Source organism: Brevundimonas phoenicis (assembly GCF_047237745.1).
Lineage (GTDB): Bacteria > Pseudomonadota > Alphaproteobacteria > Caulobacterales > Caulobacteraceae > Brevundimonas.
Window position 1 is genome coordinate 2,671,509 of record NZ_JBDFLN010000001.1, and the last position, 21,966, is coordinate 2,693,474.

Here is a 21,966-nt window from a genome sequence, read left to right on the forward strand (position 1 = left end):
ATTATTGATTCGCCAGATCTATTTTACTTGGTAAATATTTCTAAAATTCCTTCCGGACAGAAACTCCTACAAGACGAGGATCAAGAGTGAATACATTTGTAGAATTACCGATCTCATCAGGCCCCGTGAAACCGTCCGTCAAAGGAGTCTCATCGAAAATATTTTTCACATAAACCTGAACGGTCAGTCGTTCGTCGGGATGAGACAGAGTCGCCGACAGATTGGCGTTTTCCCAACTCTTCAATTTATCGAACTCGGTATTATATACCCGCATGTAGCTCTCGGACTGGCGATAATAGTCGCCACGCAGCATCAGATCCCATCCCGCCGGCAATGCGATGCGGTACTGGGCGCCGATGTTGAATGTCATCTCCGGCGCGTTCGGCAGGCTGTTACCGCTCAGATCCGCCGAGAAACCGCGACCGCCATTCGTGTCGTGTGTCCCTGTCCTCGGATTCACATACGTCGCCGGGTCGTAGATGACCGGCCCCCACTGATCGACAACCCAGTTGCGGGGATCATCGCGGAACAGGCCGGCGCTGAGTTCAGGCCCCGGACACATCGCCTTGAGAAAGACGGAGTTCCCGACGCCGCTGCCCATCGCGCGGGCGAGTATGTCTTTCGGCACGATGCAGGTCGCGGGACTGGTGGGCCAAGGGCGCAAGGTGATCCAGTCGTCGTTCCCCTGGGTCCGGTTCATGATATCGATGGATTTCTCGCCATCGGCGATCCGCGTCCTCAGCAGCCCCAAGGTGGCGTCGATCCGGAAATTTCGCGTCGGCGCCCAGGCGGCCTCGAACTCCATCCCGTAGATCTCCGCATCGAAGTTCTCGTTGTGGAGCGTGCGGTCGATGACCTGAGTGACCTGGTAGTCCTTGTAGTCGTAGTAGAAGGCCGATGCGCTGAGCATCATCTTGCCGCCCATCAGGGCGTTCTTCGTGCCGACTTCATAGGCGTTGACGTATTCAGCCGCGAAATCGGTCGGCAGACGCGGATAGTTTGTCGCGCTGGTGTCTTCGGGCCCGCGCGGATTGGCGCCTCCGCCCTTGTAGCCCCGCGAATAGGAAGCATAGACAAGCGTGTCGTCGGTAAACGACAGAACGGGTTTCCAATCCAACGCCAGTCGCCCGGTCCACTCGCCCCAACGATGAACCTCATCGGGATAGCGCGGATAGCCCTTCCCGACCGTACCTGTCCCTAGCCAAATATTCGAGGAACCCAACAACTGCGTCGGGATAGGCGTGGTGGTCTTCTTGTCTTCTGTGTAGCGCACCCCGGCCGTCAGGCGCAGGTCTTCGCGCAGATTGAAGTAGCCCTCACCGAACACCGCCCACGACGCTGTCGAGGCGATGTTCATGTTCCGATAGTAGTTGTGTCCTTGGCCGTCGAGCTTGCCGATCGGGTTCGGGTCGATATAGGTGCAGGCGTCAGGGTTGGCGGTCGCGGCTTGGGCAGGATTGCCGATCCACTGGCAGGTTCCGCTCCAGTCCATGCCGTTCTGGCCCATGGCTGCGATCGTGAAAGCGTTGGAAAAGACGTAGTAATCTTCCTCGGTCTCAAACTTCAGATAGTTGGCGCCGAGATTGAAATTCACCGGCCCATCGAACGCCGAAGACAATCGGAACTCCTGAGACCACTGCTTGCTGGCCGACCGGCTCAGATCGACGGCGACCAGACGGTCAAGCGCGCCCAGTTGCGGATCATTGAAGGTACCGTTGCCGTAGTAGGCGATCTCGTTCCGATCATTCGTCGGTCGAGCGCCGCAGCTCCCGAGATACTGCGCGTACGGCGAAACCGATTGCCAAGGGTTGCGCGAAAGCACGCGATCTTGCCCGCAGGCAATCAACCCCGACTGCGGGTTGATGCGGAAATAGTCCTGCATCCCATAGTAGCTGTCCTCCATGTACAGCGTCTGGGAATGGAGCGTTAGACTGTCCGTCAGGACGAAATCGAGGTTAAGCTGAACCACATCGTTTTTCGCTCGGAACACCGGATCGAAATAGGTCTCGATCTCGCGCAGGTCAGCCGACTGCTTTCCTGATACTGGCGAGAAGGGGTCGATGTTGGTCTGGAACAGATAGTTGCCCCAAGCGCCGCGCGGCCCCGTTCGGCTGGTTCCAGGCAGGGTCCGCGAGTCATTGAACGGCGTGACCAGGATCATGCCTGTCACGATCGGAAAGCCGATGCCGTTGGGCGCCCCGAAAGCCTCCTCCGAGTATAGCGTCTCGGCCTGGCACCCCGGCGTCAGGCTGGTTCCGGCCCATGAGGCCGCGTCAATCCTGGTCGTCCGCGCAGCGCCCGAGGGGTCGGTCCAGTTCAGGCCGGCGGGGGACTCCCCGCGTGTGCAGAGCTGCTTGCCGGTGCGGGACCGGTTGTCGTCTTCCTCGAAATGCTCCCACAGCAGATTGGCGCTGAACCGCTCGTTCGGCTTCCACAGCAAGCCCATGCGCGAGGACCACAGGTCACGGCCGTTCACCCGGCGCTGTGTGACCAGATTGTAGTCGTAGCCATCGCGCTGAGTGAAGGCGGCGGCGGCGCGGAAGGCGAACTGCTCGCCCAGCGGAATATTGATGTGCCCCCGCGCCCGGCGGGCGTCGAAGTTGCCCAGCTCGGCCTGCGCCGACATGGAGAACTCTTCCAGCTCCGGCAGCTTGGGCAGCATGTTGACCACGCCCGCCGTGGCGTTGCGGCCGTACAGCGTCCCTTGAGGCCCGCGCAAAACCTCCAGCCGCTCCATGTCGAAGTATTCCTGCTCGAACAGACGGTTACGTAAAAGAGCCGTATTGTTGAAGCTGACCGCCACGCCCGGGTCGGTCGTCACCGAGATGGCCTTGGTGCCGATCCCGCGTATCGAGAAGTTGTAGCCGGTGAAGTTGTCCTTCGAGAAGTTGACGTTCGGCACCACCCGCAGAAGCTCGGAACCGCCCTCAACCTTGCGATCATCGAGTTGTTCGCCCGAGAAGGCCGAAACCGCCACCGGCACGTCGATGATCCGCTCCTCCATACGACGGGCGGTGACGATGATGTCCTCGACCGCCGTGACTTGCGGTGCGGCCGTTTCGGCGGCGGGCGGCGGCGTCGCCGGACGCCTGCGGCGCACAGGCGCGTCCTGGGCCGGCGCCGAGGCGCGTGTGACGACATAGGCGCCCGAGGCGCCGGCGCGATAGGTCAGGCCGCTTCCATCGAGCGTGGCGGCGAGCGCCCGCTCCACGCTGCCCCGACCGCGATAACCTGCAGTGCGCTTGCCGCGCACAGCGTCAGCAGAGAAGACGATGCTACGGCCGCTGTCGCGTCCGAGTTGCGTCAGGGCTGCGCCCATGTCCTGCGCGGCGACATCGAAGGCGGCGGCGCGCGTGGCCGACTGCGCCGCAGCCGGCAACGGCGCCGCAAACAGCGAAGCAGCGCCCAACAGCAGAATGGCCTTGAAGGATCGGCCGGTCTTGATCGTCATGAAATCGTCCCCCGACCGCCCTCACCACGAGGCGGCCTATCTTCAGGAACGACATCGATCTGCGAATCCCCTCAGCCTTGGCCGTGAAGTTTTTGCTACGTTTTCTTGCTGGAGATCACAGTTCGTCCGTCCGCGGATCGGCGTACGGACAGGTCGAAAACATCGGCCATGGCCTCGGCGAAAGCATCAGCCTCCGACGAACGAAAGGCGCCGCTGACACGCAGTTCTCCGGCTTCGGCGTCCGCCACCACCATACGCTGACGGGCATAGCGATTCATCTCGGCGACCGCTTCGAGAAGCGGCGTTTCCTCAAAGAAGATCACACCGTCGCGCCAGCCGGCCAGACGCTGGATATCCGCTGTCCTGACCGTGACTGAGCCGTCGCGCCCCGCACGCATGACCTCGCCGGCCGACAGGGTTTGCGGCGCCCCCTCAGTTCCCACGGAAACCCGCACCACGCCATCCAGCATCGCCACACGCAGCGCGTCGGGCAGAACCAGGACATCAAACGCCGTGCCCACTGCCGTCACTCTATGCCCGGCCGCGATCACATCAAACGGGCGAGAAGGATCATGCGCGACATCGAAGAAAGCCTGCCCCTTCACCAAGGTTATCCTGCGCGTATGAGCGTCATAGGCCGTCTCGACCGCGCTGTCGGCGTTCAGCGTCAGTAGCGAGCCGTCAGACAGGGTGACGGTCGCCCGCTCGCCTGCCGCTGTAACGTAGCGCTGCGTCGAGACACCCGCGCCGAGCGTCGTTGGAAAATCCACCCCTCCCCCCGCCGCCCACCATCCGGCTCCGCCCAGGATTGCGACCGCAGCAAGCGTCGCCGCCACGGCCGTCGGGAAGGATCGCTTCTCGCTACGCGCCTTCAGCGCAGAACCACGCATCGCTATCAACACGTCTTCGCCGGCGAAACGATCCAGCAGCAGGCCTGCGTCGCGCACGGCGTCAAAAGCCGCCTGACGCCCAGCATCCGCGGCCAACCAGTCCGCCAGTTCGGCGGCCTCGACCGGCGACAGTCCGTTCTCGACGCGCAAGACCCATAGAACGGCGCTTTCGTTCAGATCAGAGGCCGTGGATTTCAGCCCGCTCATTGCGAGACCTCCTGCAGACGCGCTGCAAGATGGGCCATGCCCTTGACCAGACGCCGCTCCACCGTGCTGACGGATATCCCGAGCCTGCGCGCGATCTCCACATGGGTCAGGCGCTCCAGTCGCGCCAGGAGCACAACATGACGCGTGCGCTCCGGCAGCGAACGAAGCCCGTCGACAAATCTCTGCAACTCCTGACGCCCCTCCACGACACGATCCACCGCGTGGTCGGCGACAGCATGCAAGGCCTCCTCATACGGCGTGTGCCGCTCCTCATGCCGGGCGCGAGCCCGCCGATGCCGATCCACGGCGACCGAAGCCGCCGTCTCGAACAGATAGGCCTCTCCGTGAGACGCCACAGCCACTTCGGGCCGTCGCGACAGCCGCACGAACACGTCCTGGACCGCATCCTCGGCGTCCGGCGCAGACAAGCCGCGCCGCTGAAAATAGCGCAAAAGGGCCGGACGCGCGCGCTCAGACAGGGCCGCCAGAGCGCGATCGCCGCCGTCTTCGTCCTCATCGCTCAGCTTTTCGGCCACGCCCGTCCGCCATGCCGCCATGGAGCCACACCCTCATTCCTACGCGGTCGTTGCGGATGGTTTGTGAAGGTCCGCACATAGTGAAACGAAAGAGACTCGCGAAACCCCTCACTCTGGGATCAGGCAGAGACGGACTGCCCCCAGACTGGGCGCTCGATCCGCAACTTTTCGAGACCTGCGCCATCGGAGCAGGTCTTTAATGACGGCGAGCGATCGCTTTCTGTCAGAGCGAGCGCCGCCCCAGATCCAGTTCCTTCGCTTTTTTCCTGAGCGCGCGCCGGTCGGTCTTTCCGACAGCCGTCCTGGGGATGTCCGCGCACGGTTCGATCCAGTGCGGCTTCTTGTAGGAAGCAATCTGGCGTCCGACATGGGCGATCAGTTCGGCAGGCTCCGCATCGTCTCGCAGGACAACGAACGCCACCACCGCCTCCACCCATTTGTCATTGGGTGCGCCGACCACCGCCGCCGCCTGGACGGCGGGGTGGCTCATCAGGGCGTCTTCGACCTCACGCGGGTAGACGTTATAGCCGCCCGAGATGATCATGTCGGACGTTCGGTCCTTCAGGTGAAGGACGCCCTCGGCGTCGATCAGGCCGACATCGCGCGTATGCACCCAGCCTTCGGCGTCGAAGGTTTCGCGGGTCAACTCATCTGCTTTGAAATATCCCCTGGCGGCGCAATCGCCGCGCACCAGGATTTCTCCGGCCTCGCCGAGCTCGGCGTCAGCGCCGTCTTCGCGCAGGATGCGGATTTCCATCTCCAGGACCGGCCGACCACAGGCGCCCAGGCGGTCGCCGTCATGATCCTCGGGCCGCAGCACGGCCAGGGCCAGGGGCGCTTCGGTCTGACCGTAATACTGCCAGAACTTGTCCTGACCGAAGCGGGCCATGGCGCGCTCGATCACCGGGCGCGGCATGGGCGAGGCGCCGTAGATGATCCGTTGCAGCGAAGACAGATCACGGCTGTCCAACTCTGGGCGCTCCAGCAGCATCTGCAGCATGGTCGGCACAAGATTGATCGCCGTCGCGCCGTACCGCTCGATCGCGGCGAGGCAAGCGTCTGGCGCGAAACCGGACAGGACGACGCCGGCCGGCGTCGTCGGAAAGCCCGTGCGTTCGACATCGCTGTGACCGACAGCGCCGCTGAGCCGCACCTGCCAGGCTTCAGAGAAGTCGTAGGTGAGAGCGCCTGAAAAATCATACTGTTCTGTCGAGGGCGCGCCGATCTGATAGTCGCTGGCCGTCGCCCGCACGGACCTGACGTCGCGCTTGGCGTAGAGGCCGTTCAGCTCGAGCGAGAGGTTCGGCGAGATCGTCTGCGAGATCGCGCCATAGAGACTGTGTCGTTCCGTCTCCGGATAGAGATCATAAGGCTGGAACGGCGCATTGCGGGAGAAGCGTCTCTCGGAGACGTCGAGATTGTCCTGCAACAGGAATTCGTAGCTCAGAAGAGCCTGACCGCTCGACCAATTCCAGCCCCCCGTCTGGACCGCCTGAAACTCTTCCAGACCGCCCGAAGTCGCGCCGCCGTAACGCAACCGCGTCTCGTAGCCCTCGAAATCCTTGCGCAGGACGATGTTCACGACGCCGCCGATCGCATCGGACCCGTACAGGGCCGAAGCGCCATCGGTCAGCACCTCGATCCGCTCGACCGCCGATACGGGGATCAACGAAATGTCGACATACTGAAACTGGTTCGATGCGGTGAGGCGCCGCCCGTTGAGAAGGGTCAAGGTGGTGCCGGTGCCCAGTCCGCGCAGGTTCAGACTGGATCCGGCCCCCCAGTTCGACCCTACGTCGCGATCGACCCCGGAGTTGGCGTTATTCCCGGCGTTGGCGCCGCCGCCGAAGTTCTGCGGCAGCTTGTCGAAAAACTGCTGCAGCGTCGCCGCGCCGGACTGAGCGATCATCTGATTATCGAACTGGATGACCGGAGATGCGCCATTGCCGACCCCACGAATATGCGATCCAACGACGACGATTTCGTCCAACCGAGTGACGCTTTCTTCGCCGGCGGCTTCAGGCCTGGCGGAACGCATGTCCGTCGCCCGTCTGAGCGTCACAGTCCGTGCATCGCTGGTGACCACTTCGAGGCCTGCAGCTTCGGCGAGGCGCGCGAGAACGTCGGCATCGTCAAACCGGCCAATGATTGCAGGCGCGCGACGTCCATGCGCGGCGTCGAACGGGAACAACACCTGTTTGCCGGATTGCCTCCCGAACACCTGCAGGCTCGCAGCCGCGTCACCTGCGGGTATATTGTAGGCGCGCGTCTGCGCGACTGCCGACGTAGCCGTCGCCGTCGCCAAGCCGGCGACCGTGCCAAGCAGCAGATACCTGAAGTCCATCAACATTAGCTCCCCCGGCCGCGCGCCACTCGAGCGAGCCTTAACCGTACTGACGAGCGAGACGGCGCTATCCGCTATACGCAGCTTCAAAAACTGAATACTCGCGTGAGCATTATCCCGATGGAAGTCTGCGCGATGCGCTTCCGTTGTCGGCATTGCGCCGATTTCGTTGAAAAAGGCGGCTGTTAAGATCGCCGCCAGTAATGGGCGCGACGGCTTGGTGCCGCTTCAGGCGACCGCCGGAGCTGCTGGCGGGATCAGTTTGGCGAGTTTGCGCAGGTTCTGGGCGGTGGCGGCGAGGAGGAACTCGTCTTTGGCGCCGTTGGGGCCTCTCAGGCGCAGTCGGTCCAGCTTCAGAATGCGCTTGAGGTGGGCGAACAGCATCTCGACCTTCTTCCGTTCGCGCCGGGAGACGACGTAGGCGTCGGTCTTGGCGATGTCGCGGGCGAAGTCCCGGGCGCCTTCGTGGATGGAGCGCGTGACCTTGCGCATCGGCGTGTTGGGGCAGCAGCGGGGCTTGAAGGCGCAGGCCCGGCAGTCGGCCGTACTGGCGCGATAGCGCAGGGTGTCGTCAGGCGGCGCCTGGGTCCGGGGCGTCGAGAAGACGCGCCGACCGTGGACCAGCGTCTTGCCCGCCGGGCAGCGGTAGAGATCCTGGGCGTGGTCATAGGCGAAGTCGCTGCGCGAGAAGGTTCCGTCGATCCGCTCCGACTTGTCGATGACGGGGATGTGGGGCTCGATGCCCTGGTCGTGGACCAGCCAGTCCAGCATCTCGGCCGAGCCGTAGGCGGTGTCCGCCGCCAGCCGGGCCGGCCACAGATCATGATGCTCGCGCGCCCGCTCGATCATGGTGCGGGCCGCCGTCACCTCGGCCTGGCGCACCGCCGTGGACGGCTCGACATCGACGATGATCGCGTGGTCCAGGTCGATCAGGTAGTTGGTCGCATAGGCGAAGAAGGCCAGGCCCTTGTTGGCGCCGGTCCAGCGCGAGGCCGGGTCGGCCGGCGAGATGAACCTGGGCGTCACCGGGGTCGCGCCGCCGAAGGCCGCATCATCCAGCACGGCCAGGTACTCGTCGATGGCGCGGCTGGCGGCCTCGGGCGGCAGACCTTCGTCGCCGGGCACGCAGCGCTGGCGATTGGCGTCGGCCTTGATCAGGCTGGCGTCGACCGCGAAACCCTCGCCGCCGACCAGGCCCTCGGCGATGCAGCGGCGCAGCACCGTCTCGAACAACTCGCGCAGCAGATCACTGTCGCGGAAACGACCGTGGCGGTTCTTCGAAAAGGTCGAGTGGTCCGGCACGTCGCCGTCCAGGCCCAGCCGACAGAACCAGCGATAAGCCAGGTTCAGGTGAACTTCCTCACACAGGCGCCGCTCCGAGCGGATGCCGAAACAATAGCCGACTAGCAGCATCCGGATCAGCAACTCCGGGTCGATCGAGGGGCGACCGATGGCGCTGTAGAACGGAGCCAGATGCGTCCGCAGGCCGTCCAGTTCCACAAAGCGATCGATCGCGCGCAGCATGTGATCCGCCGGCACATGCCGCTCCAACGAGAACGCGTAGAACAGGGCCGACTGATCGACCCGCCGCTCGCCCATCATCGCTGCACCTCCGGTCTCAACGACCAGAGTGAATCAGCGCAGCGCCCTCATGCCAATTGCCCGGGACGCCTTTTTCAACGAAATCCGCCATGAGCGGACCTTGCCACCTGCGCTCAAAGTGGCCCTTCCGCTATTCGAGCCGCATGAACTTCAGCATTCGCCCAGACCGATCGGGGGGAGTCGATCGCCTCGTCGAAATCTGGCGTCGTGCGCGGTGGACACCATCCATCATTTCCTGACGGGTGAGGACCGTCTCGCCTGCGACGCGCAGGACGATTCCGTGGGGTTCATGTTGATGGACGGCGCTCACTGGACGCGCTTTTCATGGATCCTGACCAGCACGGAAAGGGGTTGGGCAGCCGCTGCTTCAGCAATCATCAGTCCGAAAAGGTGATGCGACAGTAGTCAGAGCCCTTCGATCGCGGGTATTTCGAACTTCACGCCCTGCGCGCGCTCCTTCTGAAGCCAGTCATTCAAGCGCCGAAGAAGCCAAACGGCGACCGCCGAGAAGGGAAGTCGGGCGTCCGCTCGATCCGTGATCGCCTGAATGGCGGCGGCGGCGCTAGCTCGCGCCATATCGATCGCCATCTGGTTCTGAGCCTTCTGGGCAGCGTCCTCGTTGTCCAATGATTGAGCCAAACTAAGCACATGTGGCCGAAGATCCCTTAACACGAGCGAACGCGCGCGAACCGTATCAAACCGGTTCAGTGCGGTGATGTTGATCGCGGCCAATCCGTACGGGTCAGGCCCAACTGGCGTGGGCATGGGAGCGGCAATACTCACCCCCGTCTCGGGCGGAAAACAAATGTGGTTCGTCGGGTCGGGCCGGGTCAATGATTAGGGGGTCTTCCGATGCTACGGCAAAGTTTGACGGCTGTTTTCGCGCTGCACGGACGGGGAAGTGTGAAGCTTTTCCGGCGCTCGTTGCAGTGCTGACAGGTGGGCAGCCGGTTGGTCCATGTAGAAGCGAGCCACCAGTATCCGGGATGGGGCTCGTCCGGAAAGGCACCCTTGGGACGATAGTGCTCGACAGCCGCGTCTGCGCCGACCCCATGGTTCATTTCGCAGGATGCGCACTTCTCATGCGACATAGCCTCTAAGGCCAACTTCACCTCAGGCCGGCGGTAAACGCTGAACGGATATGCTGCTGTAGGAGCGCCCCCATAATAAAGCGCAGCGGCAGCTCTTTCGACAGCAGCGGGGGATGTGTGGCCTGTAAGGCAGGCCGGCCCTTTCTTCGGGCGCTTAATGCTGATCACGACACGTGACCGCTAGCTCGTATCGCTAGTAAGGCTGCATTGATCGCAGTTCGGCGGCCTTCAGATACTTCCTCACCGGCGGCCGAGCGTCGCTCTCGCAAATACTGGAGCATTGCTGTCTCGGCGATCTGACGCTCGGGAGACGCTCCGATCATCAAACCATCGAACGCCTCGGTCGTTGGCTCTGAAGGCGGCTCGTCAGCATAGGCGTCCGCCAGTCGCCAAACGCAACGTCCGCAGCAGGATCGGATGTGGAGTTGAGGCCGAAGTAATCAGACATGAGAATTTGTTCAGCGCTCATTACACTGAAATCTGGCAGGTCAGTCATCAGATCAAAGCGCTACTCCTGCGAACGTTTCATAACGATGACTTCGCCTCGTCCCATTCCACGAAGACACAACGGACCATGGGTCGTGACGATAAACTGAACCTACGGCATGGCCTTTCGGAGCGCTGTCATGATCTGCAGCTTGCAACGCGGATACAGATGGGCGTCCACTTCATCAATGAGCACAACGCCGCGCGCCGTTTCCAAGTCGCCCCAATCGGCGAGAAGCCAGCGCATGGTATCGACCGCAATAGCAAGAGCCGGCGGGAGCCTTCTGGACCTGGCCCCACCGGCCAGCCGCACCGTTACGGATCAAACCGGAACGGTCCAGCGGCAGTTGGCTGGCGCGCTCGGGGCCCATGAGGGCCAGCGCGATCGCCTGCAACGCGCTGGTCTTTCCTGCAGCGTTGTCTGCGAGCAGCATGAGAGCCGATGCGTTCTCTCCGTCTGGGCCGGTTGATTGCACCTCGAAGCTCAGTTGGTCGATGCTCTTGAAGTTCTCGATCTCGACGCGAGCGATCCGCTGATCGAAACGATAGGAAGGAGAGTTCAGTATGTCCGGAACACGTCCCAAAACTTTGGAGACCACGGATCGAGCCTTGGGCTGATCTTCGGGCGGCGTTCGAAAAAGTTTGATCGCATCATCCTGCGCCAGCATCCCGAGCATGCGCACGAACTCCCACAGTCTGTTGGCGCGGCTTGGTGTCGGCACGCCGAGATACTGCGAGAGGGCAACGCAAGCCCGTCGAGCGAAATTCTCGAAGGCACCCACGTACGGTTGGTCGGGATCAAAAATAACTGTTGCCGCTCCCGCGCCGTCGCGCCAGATGCGATCGAACGCCGTAGCGAAACTCTCGGCGCCTCCGCCGATAAGCTCCCTAGATTCAAGTCAAGAATCTCGATCGTCTGGCGGCCCCGCGCGTTTTTGCCGAGCGCAGCACCATCCATTGTGAAGGCCAAGGCCTCCTCCGGCTTGTCAAAGCAGGGGTCAAGAAGGAGGGGCGATTCCCGACTTTGAACTTCATCGAATCCGAAGAGTAACGGGGCTCGCGCACCAAATACAGGAAAGCGATTGCGCTTGCTATAATTGCATTCGTGACAGGATAGATACAGGTTCCGCCACTCGTAGGCGAGCCAGCTGTAGTGCAGCAGGTATCTTCTTCGTTCATTTGCATCGGTGGCCGCTTGAAGGGGACGAAAGCGATCGACCGAGCCGTCTGCTATCCGCTTTTCGCAATAAGCGCACTTGCCTCGAAATAGATTTCGGAGCGAGTCATACTTGGGTTTAGGCGCAGGAAGTCGATCTGACCGACCAAGTCATCGTAGCTGAGGCGAGCCGAGTCGGAACTCAGAGCCTGGGGGACGGGGATGGATTGACGATCGACTCTACGCATTGCCCATGAAACGACATTTTGGGCATTCCAACGCGTGAACTTCATTCCAATGGAAGGCCTGGGCAAGTTCCAGTTGGAAGTCCACGGCAGCCTTGTGGCGCTGTTGGCGCTGGGCCAGGCCCAGACAGCAGAAAGCCCCGGGGCGTATGCCGTCGGGGCTTTGTAAGCTTGGGTGCGGGAGCTGGATTTGGGCGATACCTCACACTTAACTTCCTCGCCTGAGCTTCGCCGACAGACTCTAAACTTGGGCCGATGCAGCCGCGAGGTCCGCGAGGAATCGGGCCCGTTCGCTATCCCTCCTAGCCGGATCAGGCAGGCGCAGCAGATAGGCGGGATGCACCGTAAGAAGCACACGCGCGCCGTCTGCCGTCGTCATGACCCGGCCGCGCTCGGCCTGCACGGCCGGTTTTCGGCCAAGCACCGCCAGACCCGCCGTCGCGCCCAGCGCCAGGATCAGCCGGGGCTTCACCAGACGCCGCTCGTGATCCAGCCACCAGCGGCAGGCCTGGACCTCGCCTGTATTGGGCGTCTTGTGCAAGCGGCGCTTGCCGCGCGGCTCGTGCTTGAAGTGCTTCACCGCATTGGTGAGGTAGAGATCGCGTCGGTTCAGTCCCACCTCTTCAAACGCCGCGCCCAGAAGACGGCCCGCAGGTCCGGCGAACGGTCGCCCGACCAGATCCTCCTGATCCCCCGGCTGCTCGCCCACAACCATCAGAGCAGCGCGCTTCGGCCCCTCGCCGCAAACGCCCTGGGTGGCGTCACGCCATAGCGGACAGCGGCGGCATCCCTGAACGCCGCGCGCCAATTCATCCAGGCTTTCGGGAGCCAGATCGTCAGTCGCCACGCGATCGACCACCGGCGCGCGGACGCGCTGGAACCTGTCGTTGGGTCGAGACGTGGGGCGGGTCACCATGGCTTCGGTGCGAACCGACGCGGCGGCCATCAGTTCCGGGATCAGCGCCGCCTCAGGCAGGTTCTTCCAATAGCGCTTGGGCATTTCCGACTGCATCGCCTGAGGCCGCAGCCGCGCCGGATTGAAGGTCGAGGCGTAGTAGGTGCGCCAGAAATCCTCCATGGCGTCCTCGGTCGGAGCCTGCGCCTGCTCGGCGGCGGGGCGGCAGGCCAACGCCTCACCGTTCCAATGAGCTGAGCCGTCCGGCGTCAGGATTGTCCATCGCATGGCGCTGAACCGACGGACGAAGAAAGGAGCCGTCGCCTGCAGCACGCGATGCGCCGGCTCGAACCAGGCGACCCAGTGTTCGCCTGCCTCATCCTCAGCCTGTCGGAAGCGGACGAAGGCCTTCATCTTGTGGGCGGCGCGGCGCACCGCCTTCACCCGATCAGCCGCCTCGGCCACGTCCCGATCAGACAGGACGTTCAGCAGGTCAGGCTGATCCTTCAAGCGCCACAGCAGGCGATACATCAGATCAAAACGATTCTCGGATCGATGCTGGATCAACTGCGCCGCCGTCTCCATGAAGGCGCGCGGGGCGTTGAATGCACCCTCGACTTCGGGAAGAGCCGCCGCCTCGTCGAACAGGTCGCCGCGCGAATGGCCCACGACGAACCGCACCTGTGCCGGCTCAACGCCCGCCAACCGCAAACGCCGGGCCGCCTCGCGCCAGCCGTCGAAATCAAGCGGATCGGCCAGGACAAGGGTCCGCATCAGAACAGACTCAACTGTTCGGCCTTGCGCCGGGGGGCCAGGCGCGCACGCAGGTCCGCCGCATCGGTCAGGCCGCCGGCCGTCCAATCCAGCGCCGTGATCCACGGCCGCACCGCCTCGATAGAGCGCGTCAACCGCCCCACGTCCTCCAACCGCAAGGTCCGATGCCGCCGCACGGACAGGATGCGGTCGACCGCCTTCACACCCAGTCCCGGCACCCGCAGCAGCGGCTCACGCGCTGCACGGTTCACGTCGACGGGAAAGGCCTCCCGCCGCCGCAGCGCCCAGGCCAGTTTGGGATCGACGGCCAGATCCAGCATTCCATCGTCCGTCCCCTCCCCGATCTCGGGCGCGGTGAAGCCGTAGAATCGCATCAACCAATCGGCCTGATAAAGCCGGTGTTCGCGCATCAGCGGCGGCTTGGTGGGCGGCAACAGGCTGGAGCCGTCGGGAATGGGGCTGAAGGCGGAATAATAGACCCGGCGCAGGCCGTAACCGCCATACAGGGCGGCGCTGCGCGCCATGATCTCCGTATCCGGCGCCCCGTCGGCGCCGACGATCAATTGGGTTGCCTGTCCCGCTGGAGCGAAGGCGGGCGGGCGTTTTCGGTCCTTCTTTTCGGGCCGGGCCGCTTCCAGCTTCAGCCGCACCTGTCCCATGGCCTTGCGGATTGTCCGCGCGTCCTTTTCGGGAGCCAGTCGGCCCAGGGCCTCATCGCGAGGCAGTTCGATGTTGGCGGACAACCGATCGGCATAGAGGCCCGCCAGCTCGACCAGCCGCGCGTCCGCCTCCGGGATCAGCTTCAGATGGATATAACCGCGAAAGTGGTGGTCTTCGCGCAATCGCCGCGCGACCTCGACCAGTTGCTCCATGGTGTAGTCGCCGTTGCGGATCACCCCCGACGACAGGAACAAGCCCTCGATATAGTTGCGCTTGTAGAAGGCCAGGGTCAGGTCCACGACCTCCTGCACCGTGAAACGCGCCCGCTCGACGTTCGATGACACCCGGTTGATGCAATAGGCGCAGTCGTAGATGCAGAAGTTGGTCAGCAGGATTTTCAGCAGGCTGACGCACCGGCCGTCCGGCGTATAGGCGTGACAGATGCCCATGCCCTCGGTCGAGCCGATCCCGCGACCGCCCAAGGAATCTCGTTTGGCCGAACCCGATGAGGCGCATGAAGCGTCATACTTCGCCGCATCCGCCAGCACCGTCAGCTTTCGTTTCAAATCAATTCGCGCCATTTGTTCATGATATGTTCCAGCCGTGGAATGATCCAGCTTGGCTGGAGCGATTTCTCAGAACGCCAGCGGTGCGGTCTGCCAGGTCACGCCGACAGCGGCGACCAGAGCGCCGGTCAGGGCGACACGCCGCTCCCAAAGAGCCGGCTCATCCGGCCCCGGACGCCGCGCCGTGGCGAAGGCCGCGACGGCGATCAGCGTCAGACACAGAAGGCTGAAACCCAATCCGATCCAGCGACCAGCGGCCGCCTCGGTCGAGGACCACACGTCTGCGGCGCTGGCCAACAGGTAAAGCCCCAGAAAATGCGCGGCCCAGATCAGCAGCCCCGCCGTCATCGCCAGCCAGCGCCTCATGCGCCGGAGCTCGGAAACAGTCGGATCAGCAGCACCACGATCACCGCCTGCGCCGCCGTATAGGTCATGAAGAGGCCGATCAGGTCTACCGTCGACGGCCGCTCGGCCGACAGCCGCCTGAACGCCCGTCGCAGCAGGAGGTAGAGTCCCATCAACATCCCGATCCCGGCGAACGTCGCCGACCACCCGAGCAGGGCGAAGACGGCGGCGCCCTGGCTGGTGGCGTCAGGCTTGAGCCCAGCGGTCCACCAGGCTTGGAGCTCAAGCCCTATCGCCGTCGCGGCGGCGATGGCGCTGATGACCAGAAGAACCGTAGCGAGCGTCTCCGCTCCCTTCCCGGTCCGGCGCAAAACGCGCGGCGCCGCTGCGGCGCAAAGCCCCCCCAGGGCCAGAACGCCGAGGTGCAGCATCATCGACGCCGTTTCCGGCGGCGCCTGCCACAGATCCGGCCGCCGGCTCCACAAAAAGACATAGGAGAAGCCCGCCAGCAGGCAGACCATGCCGCCGACGATCAGCACGATCACCATGGCCCACCAGCCGTGGCTGGACGGACCCGAGACATAGTTGGGCATGGGGACGCCCGCTCCGATGTCGGTCGTCTTGCGGCTGTGCGGCGCATCCAGGAACCAGCACCAGCGCATGATGCAGTAGATCGCCAGCACGCCGCTGACCACGGCGGCGACATAGGCCTGGATGGTCAGGATCAGGAAGAAGCCTGCCGTGAAGAGGGCGCCAAACACGTGCCAGGGTGACGGACGCGGGAGACGCAAGACATACTGCGGCTCAGCGTTCAGAGGGCTGGTGACCAGGGTCTGGCGCTCGCCTCCCGCCGCGCCGGGCAGGAACCAGCGCCCCTCCTCCACCTCCTTCGCCAAGCTCTTCTGTTCCCACAGCGGATAGAGGCTCTTCACCACGGGGACGGAGCGCACGGAATAATAGCCGCTGGGCAGCCACTCCAGTCCTGGGCCGTCGTGGATGTTGCCCGCCTCGCGCGGGCCGAAGGGGCGGAAGTTGCGGATCATGTCGACGACCCACAGCAGGACCGCGAGACCGAACAGAAAGGCGCCGACGGTGGAGATGAAATTGGGCAGATCCCAGCCCCGCCCCGGCAGATAGGTGTAGACCCGACGCGGCATCCCCATCAGCCCCGTCAGATGCATCGGCATGAAAGCGATGTTGTGCCCGGCGAACATCAGCCAGAAGATCCATCTGCCCATGCGTTCGCTCAGCGGCCGGACGCTGGACATCGGCAGCCAATAGTAGATGGCCGCGAACATCGGAAAGACCATGCCGCCGATCAGGACATAGTGCAGGTGGGCGACGATGAAATAGCTGTCGTGAGCCTGCCAGTCGAAGGGCACCATGGCGACCATGACCCCGGTCAGCCCGCCCATGACGAAGATGACCAGGCCGCCCACGGCGAACAGGCCGGGCGTGGTGAAGCGCATCTTTCCGGCCGCTATGGTGGCGATCCAGGCGAAGACCTGCACGCCCGCAGGGACGCTGACCGCCATGGAGGCGGCGCTGAAGTAGTTGATGCTGATCTGCGGCATGCCGGTGGTGAACATGTGGTGCGCCCACACGCCAAAGCTGATGAAGCCGGTCGCCAGCATGGCCATGACCACCAGGGGATGCCCGACCAGCCTGGTCCGCGCCATGGCGGGTATGATGGTCGACATGGCGCCCGCCGCCGGCAGGAAGATGATGTAGACCTCCGGGTGGCCGAAGAACCAGAACAGGTGCTGCCACAGCATGGGATCGCCGCCCTTCAGCGGATCGAAGAAGGGCCAGCCCAGCGCCCGTTCCAGCTCCAGCAGCAAGGTCGCCAGGATCACCGATGGAAAGGCGATGATGATCATGCAGGCGAAGATCAGCATGGCCCAGGCGAAGACCGGCAGCTTGTCCAGCGTCATGCCGGGCGCGCGCGTCTTCAGCACGCCGACGATGATCTCGATCGCTCCGGCGATGGCCGAGATCTCGATAAAACCGATGCCCAGCAGCCAGAAGTCGGCGTTGATCCCCGGCGAATAGGTCATGCCCGTCAGCGGCGGGTACATGAACCATCCCCCGTCCGGCGCCAGGCCGAAGAACAGGGAGCAGAAGAAGGCCAGGCCGCCGATCAGATAGGCCCAGAAGGCGTAGGCCCCCAGGCGCGGAAACGGCAGGTCGCGCGCCCCCAGCATCTGCGGCAGCAGCAGCACGCCCAGCGCCTCGACCGCCGGCACGGCGAACAGGAACATCATCACCGTGCCGTGCATGGTGAAGATCTGGTTGTAGGTCTCCTGCGGCAGGAAGCCGGTCATCGGCAGGGCCAGCTGGGTGCGCATCAACAGCGCCAGCACGCCTGCCAACACGAAGAACAGCATGGCCGCGCCGACGTAATAGACGCCGATGATATTGTTGTTGATCGCCGTGATCCACTCGCCGGGACGGCGCGGACCGCACCAGGCGGCTTCCAGCTGCTCCAGCTCGCCGTCCGGACGCGGCTCCTCGGTGGGAAAGCGATCGTATTTGCGGACGTCGAAGCCGGTTTCCGACGTCATTTCAGACTGTCCAGATAGGCGGCCAGATCCCGCAGCTCGCGCCCGGTCAGCACCGGATAGGACGGCATGCGGTTGCCCGGCTTGATCCCTTGGCTGTCGGCGATCCACCCCGCCATCGTGCCCTGATTGTTGGGCACGATGCCCGCGCCCAGCGTCTGGCGCGAACCGACGTGGGTCAGGTCCGGCCCGGCCAGGCCGTTGGCCTCCGTTCCGCGTATGGTATGGCAGGCGCCGCAGCCCGAGGCGCCGAACACCGCCGCGCCCGGCAGGGCGGACGCCGCGGCGGGCGCGGCCTGCCTGGCCCGCCAGGCCTCGAAGTCGGCCTCGGCATGGGCGACGACGACGAAGCCCATCAGGGCGTGAGGTCCGCCGCAATATTCGGCGCACTGTCCCGCATAGACGCCCGGCTTGTCAGCCTGCAGGCGCATGAAGTTGCGGCGGCCCGGGATCATGTCCGTCTTGCCCCCCAGGCGCGGCACCCACAGGCTATGGATGACGTCGGCGCTCTCCAGTTCGACCACCACCGGGCGGCCGACGGGTATGTGAACCTCATTGGCGTCCTGAACCGTTTCGCGGCCCTGGCCGTCCAGATAGGCCACGCGCCACCACCACATCTCGCCGGTGACGCGCACGCGCATCTCGCCGTCGCGCGGCGCATCCGACACGCGCGCGGTGACGCTGAGGCCGTAGATCAGCAGGCCCGTCAATACGACCACCGGAAAGGCCAGGCCGCCGATCCAGACCAGGCGCTCGCCGCCCGCTCGACGTTTCCACTTCCTCGGCCCGAACAGGGCGACGCCCAGGGCGATCAGGACAACGGCCAGCACGACCGCGCCCATGACAAACAGCACCCAGGCGACGACCGTCACCGGCCCGGCGAACGGCCCTGCCGGGTCCAGAACCGGCGGCGGCCAACCGCCCAGCATGTCCGGCGTCTCAGTCGTCATCGAGCGTATAGAGATAGGCCGCTATGTCGCGGGCTTCGGCTTCGCTCAGGGGCATGGGCGGCATGCCGGTGTCGGGCAGCAACGACGGCGCGTCGCGCACGAAGGCGGCCATGACCGCGGGCTGGTTCGGCAGCCTCCCGGCGATCATCGGCCGCGCCCCCACGCCCGCCAGCGATCCGCCGGTCCGCCCCTCGGGCCAGGCCACGCCGGGAATGACGTGGCAGGCGCCGCAGCCCTGCGTCCGGATCAGGCGCAGCCCCTCGACCGCGTCGGCGCCCGCCAGGTCGCGGGGCGCTCCGGCCTTGTCCGCGCAGGCGGCCAGGCCCAGCAGGCCGGCGGCCGAAACTGCAGCGCCTATCTTCCCCATCGTCGCGACATGACGGCATACGGCCCCTTTCCGCTTCGCCAGAACCAATCCGCCGGGCGGCCAGGGGTTCCGAGGCGGAACCGGCGCCGCAAAGCCGGTGTTGGACCGGGGTGCGCGCCTTGCTCCTCGCTTTTCTGGGACTGACCCTCGCCGCCTGCGACGCGACGCCAGGCGCAACCGACCGCGTCTTTCAGGCGTCCGGCGAGGTGATCGCCATGAGCGGGGGCGCGGGCGGCGCGGCCAATGCCTGCTTCACCTGTCACGGCCTGAAGGGCGAAGGCGACGGCGTCTCGACGCCGCGCCTCGCCGGTCTGGACCAGGGCTATCTGCAGAAACAGATGGAGGATTACGCCAGCGGCCTGCGTCCCGATGACGTGATGACCCGCGTGGCCAAGGGCCTGGATCAGGACGCGCGCAGGGCCGTCGCGGCCTGGTACGCCGGACTGCCCCCGCCCGCCGTTCAGACTTCAACCGCCTCTCCGCCCCAGATCTGGTTGACCGGCGACACGGCGCGCGGAATCACGGCCTGCGCCGCCTGTCATGGCGTTGAAGGCCAAGGTGCGGGCGAAGGGCAGCCGATCGTCGCCGGGCAGCCCGCCGCCTATACGCTGGAACAGATTGACCGCTGGAAGTCCAGCGAGCGGCGAAACGACCCGCGCGGCGTCATGGCCGCCGGCGTCCAACGGCTGACGGACGACGAAGCCCGCGCCATCGCCGCCTGGCTGTCGACCCAGCCGCCCTCCCCGGTCCGCGCCGAAGCGTCGCCCGCCCGCGCCGCCTCGGTCGCCGCTGCGGCGCGCCCGGCCGCGTCGCGCGAAATCCGCCGCCCCGCTCGTTCCGACGGCGGCTGAACTCCTCGGGAACAGACCACGCACACAGCGATTGGTTGTCTCACGACTAGAACAACCCGGTGGAGGCCGCTGATGCACGCCCACAGCTATCGCAATCTCGCATTCGAACTGCTGATCGACTTCGTCATCATGTATTTGGTGATGTTCACCATGATCGCGACGCTCGATCATTTCCGCTTCAACCTGAACAACGTCTATATGACGCTGATGATGGTCGCGCCCATGGCCGTGGTGATGCTGCTGTCGATGCGCTCGATGTTTCAGAATAGGCGCGCCAATTGGATCATCATCGGGATCGCCGCCTTCGTCTTCGCCGCCAGCTTCTACGCCATGCGCACCCAGGCGGCCATTAACGACCAGGAGCTGATCCGCGGCATGATCCCCCATCATTCCGGGGCGATCCTGATGTGCGGAAAGGCCAAGCTGACCGACCCTGAGCTCATCGCCCTGTGCGACGAAATCATCGTCGCTCAAGAGCGGGAGATCGCCCAGATGCAGGCGATCCTGGACCGACTCTAGACCTGGAAGCGGGTGCGGCCGCGTCGCAGCCTCCGAACGGTCGTCGCAACCCTTTTCTCCAGCGCCCGCCATCGCCGCTGCCATCGCGTGCGTCGGGGCCGTAGCTGCGGAACAACCGGCAGCATGGCGTGGAAGACGTCGTCGCGGTCGATCAGATGGTGCTTCAGCGCGGCCCCTGCATGGATCGGGATCATCAGCAGAAGGGCGATGACGAGGCCCCAGTGCATCCACTCGGCCGCCGCCTCGACCGCCCAGAGCTGACGATTCGACAGATCCTGCATCGGCAACATCGGCCAGGGTATGAAGCCCGCCGCCGCCAGTTGGGCGTCTCGCGCTGTGGCCGATATCATCGTCCAACCCGACAACGGCAGGCCGAACAGGCAGAGATAGAAGACATAGTGGGTGACGTGGGCGGCCGTGCTTTCCCATCCCGGCTTGTCCGCGTCATTGATCAGATCCGGCGCGACCAGCCGCCAGGTCAGGCGGCCGATCACCAGCAACAGCATCAGCACGCCGACGGCGAAATGGACCTCATAGGCCGCGACCTTCTCGCCGCCGACCGGCAGCCGACCCATCCACCAGCCCCAGCCCAACTGGAACACGACCAGACCTGCCATGATCCAGTGAAACCAAATGGCCACAGGGGAATAGCGCCCCTCGTCATGATGACCGGCGGCCCACTCCAGCGCCTGGGCGATCAGCCGGTCGATCATGCCGCCGCCTCGCCCGCCGGCTTCAGCAGACCGTGAATCCGCCACAGGGCGGCCAGCAGGTAGGCCGCCGCCGCCGGCGCCCACATGATGAGCCCGGCCGCCTGCTGGTCCTCCAGCGGCGTCATGTTCCAAGCCATGGTGCTGGCGAAATGCGGCGCATAGAGCGGCTGGCCCGCGAACACGATCAAGGCGCCCAGAAGCCCCATCAACAGCATGGCCGCCAGCAGGGCCGCGACGGCCGCATGCCCCCTTGCGCTGCGAACCGCCGCCCAGAACCAGACGGCGCTTCCCAGGATGCTGATCTGCATCAGCCAATAGATTCCGTCATGCGACAGAGCCTGAGCGTAGGGCTCCGGCGCATGCCAGGCCCAAAAGACCACCGCCTGCACCGCCGTCGCCGCCGCCAGACGCGGCGGTTTCAACCGAGGCAGGCACAAGGCCAGCAGGGGCGCCGCCGCCAAAACCAACAGCAGGTGATGCAGGGTCCGCGCCATGAACAGGGCGGAGCTCAAGGCGCATAGCGGCGAGATGAAGCCGACCGCCAGCACCGCCATCGCCGCGCTGAAGCGTCCCCTCTGCTGTTCGCGCAGCAGGATCAATCCGGCCGTCGTCGCCGCCGCCATGACAGACAACAGGATCAGATCGCCGTTCCAGCGCCCAAGCGCCTCGGCGGGATCGGGCGCAGGCCCGCAATAGGGTGTCCAGGCGACGTCGATCATCCTGGGCCAACGCCTCCACGCCGCGACGGTTCACCGGC

At 64.6% G+C, this 21,966-nt stretch carries 18 protein-coding genes; 3 read left to right on the forward strand and 15 right to left on the reverse strand.

The features are described from left to right. Positions 1-40: 40 nt before the first annotated feature. The 5 genes from ABC419_RS13390 to ABC419_RS13410 form a co-directional block, all read right to left on the reverse strand. Positions 41-3,100 (reverse strand): TonB-dependent receptor, encoded by a 3,060-nt coding sequence (locus ABC419_RS13390; RefSeq protein ID WP_412877152.1) that lies wholly within the window; start codon positions 3,098-3,100, stop codon positions 41-43. Between the two features lie 446 nt (positions 3,101-3,546). Continuing rightward, positions 3,547-4,548, reverse strand: coding sequence for a FecR family protein (locus tag ABC419_RS13395; protein WP_412877151.1), 1,002 nt, complete (start codon positions 4,546-4,548; stop codon positions 3,547-3,549). Beyond that, on the reverse strand, positions 4,545-5,105 hold the full coding sequence (locus tag ABC419_RS13400) for an RNA polymerase sigma factor (protein WP_200167823.1): 561 nt from the start codon (positions 5,103-5,105) through the stop codon (positions 4,545-4,547). The genes ABC419_RS13395 and ABC419_RS13400 overlap by 4 nt, the downstream gene beginning before the upstream one ends. 202 nt (positions 5,106-5,307) lie before the next feature. Next, positions 5,308-7,584 carry an AMP-binding protein gene (locus ABC419_RS13405; RefSeq protein ID WP_412877150.1) on the reverse strand — a complete coding sequence of 759 codons (2,277 nt, stop codon included), beginning with the start codon at positions 7,582-7,584 and terminating at the stop codon, positions 5,308-5,310. 72 nt (positions 7,585-7,656) lie between these two features. Next, positions 7,657-9,030, reverse strand: a complete 1,374-nt coding sequence (locus ABC419_RS13410) for a transposase (RefSeq protein ID WP_412876289.1) — start codon at positions 9,028-9,030, stop codon at positions 7,657-7,659. Positions 9,031-9,058: 28 nt separating this feature from the next. Between ABC419_RS13410 and ABC419_RS13415 the strand changes: the two genes are divergently transcribed. Beyond that, positions 9,059-9,424 carry a GNAT family protein gene (locus ABC419_RS13415; RefSeq protein WP_412877149.1) on the forward strand — a complete coding sequence of 122 codons (366 nt, stop codon included), beginning with the start codon at positions 9,059-9,061 and terminating at the stop codon, positions 9,422-9,424. Between the two features lie 11 nt (positions 9,425-9,435). On the opposite strand, the gene ABC419_RS13420 is transcribed toward ABC419_RS13415, so the two are convergent. The 8 genes from ABC419_RS13420 to ABC419_RS13455 form a co-directional block, all read right to left on the reverse strand. Further along, positions 9,436-9,762 carry a hypothetical protein gene (locus ABC419_RS13420; RefSeq protein WP_412877148.1) on the reverse strand — a complete coding sequence of 109 codons (327 nt, stop codon included), beginning with the start codon at positions 9,760-9,762 and terminating at the stop codon, positions 9,436-9,438. A gap of 1,030 nt (positions 9,763-10,792) precedes the next feature. Beyond that, positions 10,793-11,284, reverse strand: a complete 492-nt coding sequence (locus ABC419_RS13425) for an AAA family ATPase (RefSeq protein WP_412877147.1) — start codon at positions 11,282-11,284, stop codon at positions 10,793-10,795. A 965-nt stretch (positions 11,285-12,249) separates the two neighbouring features. Continuing rightward, positions 12,250-13,677, reverse strand: coding sequence for a UdgX family uracil-DNA binding protein (locus ABC419_RS13430; protein WP_412877146.1), 1,428 nt, complete (start codon positions 13,675-13,677; stop codon positions 12,250-12,252). After that, on the reverse strand, positions 13,677-14,918 hold the full coding sequence (locus tag ABC419_RS13435; protein ID WP_412877145.1) for a putative DNA modification/repair radical SAM protein: 1,242 nt from the start codon (positions 14,916-14,918) through the stop codon (positions 13,677-13,679). The genes ABC419_RS13430 and ABC419_RS13435 overlap by 1 nt, the downstream gene beginning before the upstream one ends. Positions 14,919-14,972: 54 nt before the next feature. Beyond that, a complete protein-coding gene (locus ABC419_RS13440) occupies positions 14,973-15,269 on the reverse strand; it encodes a hypothetical protein (protein ID WP_412877144.1) in 297 nt (98 codons plus the stop codon). Beyond that, on the reverse strand, positions 15,266-17,812 hold the full coding sequence (locus ABC419_RS13445) for a cbb3-type cytochrome c oxidase subunit I (RefSeq protein ID WP_412877143.1): 2,547 nt from the start codon (positions 17,810-17,812) through the stop codon (positions 15,266-15,268). Before ABC419_RS13445 ends, ABC419_RS13440 begins: the two co-directional genes overlap by 4 nt. Then, positions 17,809-18,759, reverse strand: coding sequence for a cytochrome c oxidase subunit II (gene coxB / locus ABC419_RS13450; RefSeq protein WP_412877142.1), 951 nt, complete (start codon positions 18,757-18,759; stop codon positions 17,809-17,811). The genes ABC419_RS13445 and coxB overlap by 4 nt, the downstream gene beginning before the upstream one ends. Next, positions 18,749-19,126, reverse strand: coding sequence for a c-type cytochrome (locus tag ABC419_RS13455; RefSeq protein WP_368924717.1), 378 nt, complete (start codon positions 19,124-19,126; stop codon positions 18,749-18,751). Before ABC419_RS13455 ends, coxB begins: the two co-directional genes overlap by 11 nt. Positions 19,127-19,245: 119 nt before the next feature. Here ABC419_RS13455 and ABC419_RS13460 point away from each other — a divergent pair, with 119 nt between their 5' ends. Beyond that, a complete protein-coding gene (locus ABC419_RS13460; RefSeq protein WP_412877141.1) occupies positions 19,246-19,977 on the forward strand; it encodes a c-type cytochrome in 732 nt (243 codons plus the stop codon). A gap of 72 nt (positions 19,978-20,049) precedes the next feature. After that, the gene (locus tag ABC419_RS13465) at positions 20,050-20,496 is read left to right on the forward strand and encodes a DUF305 domain-containing protein (protein WP_125901677.1); all 447 of its coding nucleotides are present in this window, start codon (positions 20,050-20,052) and stop codon (positions 20,494-20,496) included. Here ABC419_RS13465 and ABC419_RS13470 read toward each other — a convergent pair. Then, positions 20,493-21,209, reverse strand: coding sequence for a cytochrome b (locus ABC419_RS13470; RefSeq protein WP_200167856.1), 717 nt, complete (start codon positions 21,207-21,209; stop codon positions 20,493-20,495). The genes ABC419_RS13465 and ABC419_RS13470 overlap by 4 nt on opposite strands. Further along, entirely contained in the window at positions 21,206-21,928 is a 723-nt protein-coding gene (locus ABC419_RS13475; RefSeq protein WP_412877140.1) for a cytochrome c oxidase assembly protein, read from the reverse strand. Before ABC419_RS13475 ends, ABC419_RS13470 begins: the two co-directional genes overlap by 4 nt. Positions 21,929-21,966: the final 38 nt, after the last annotated feature.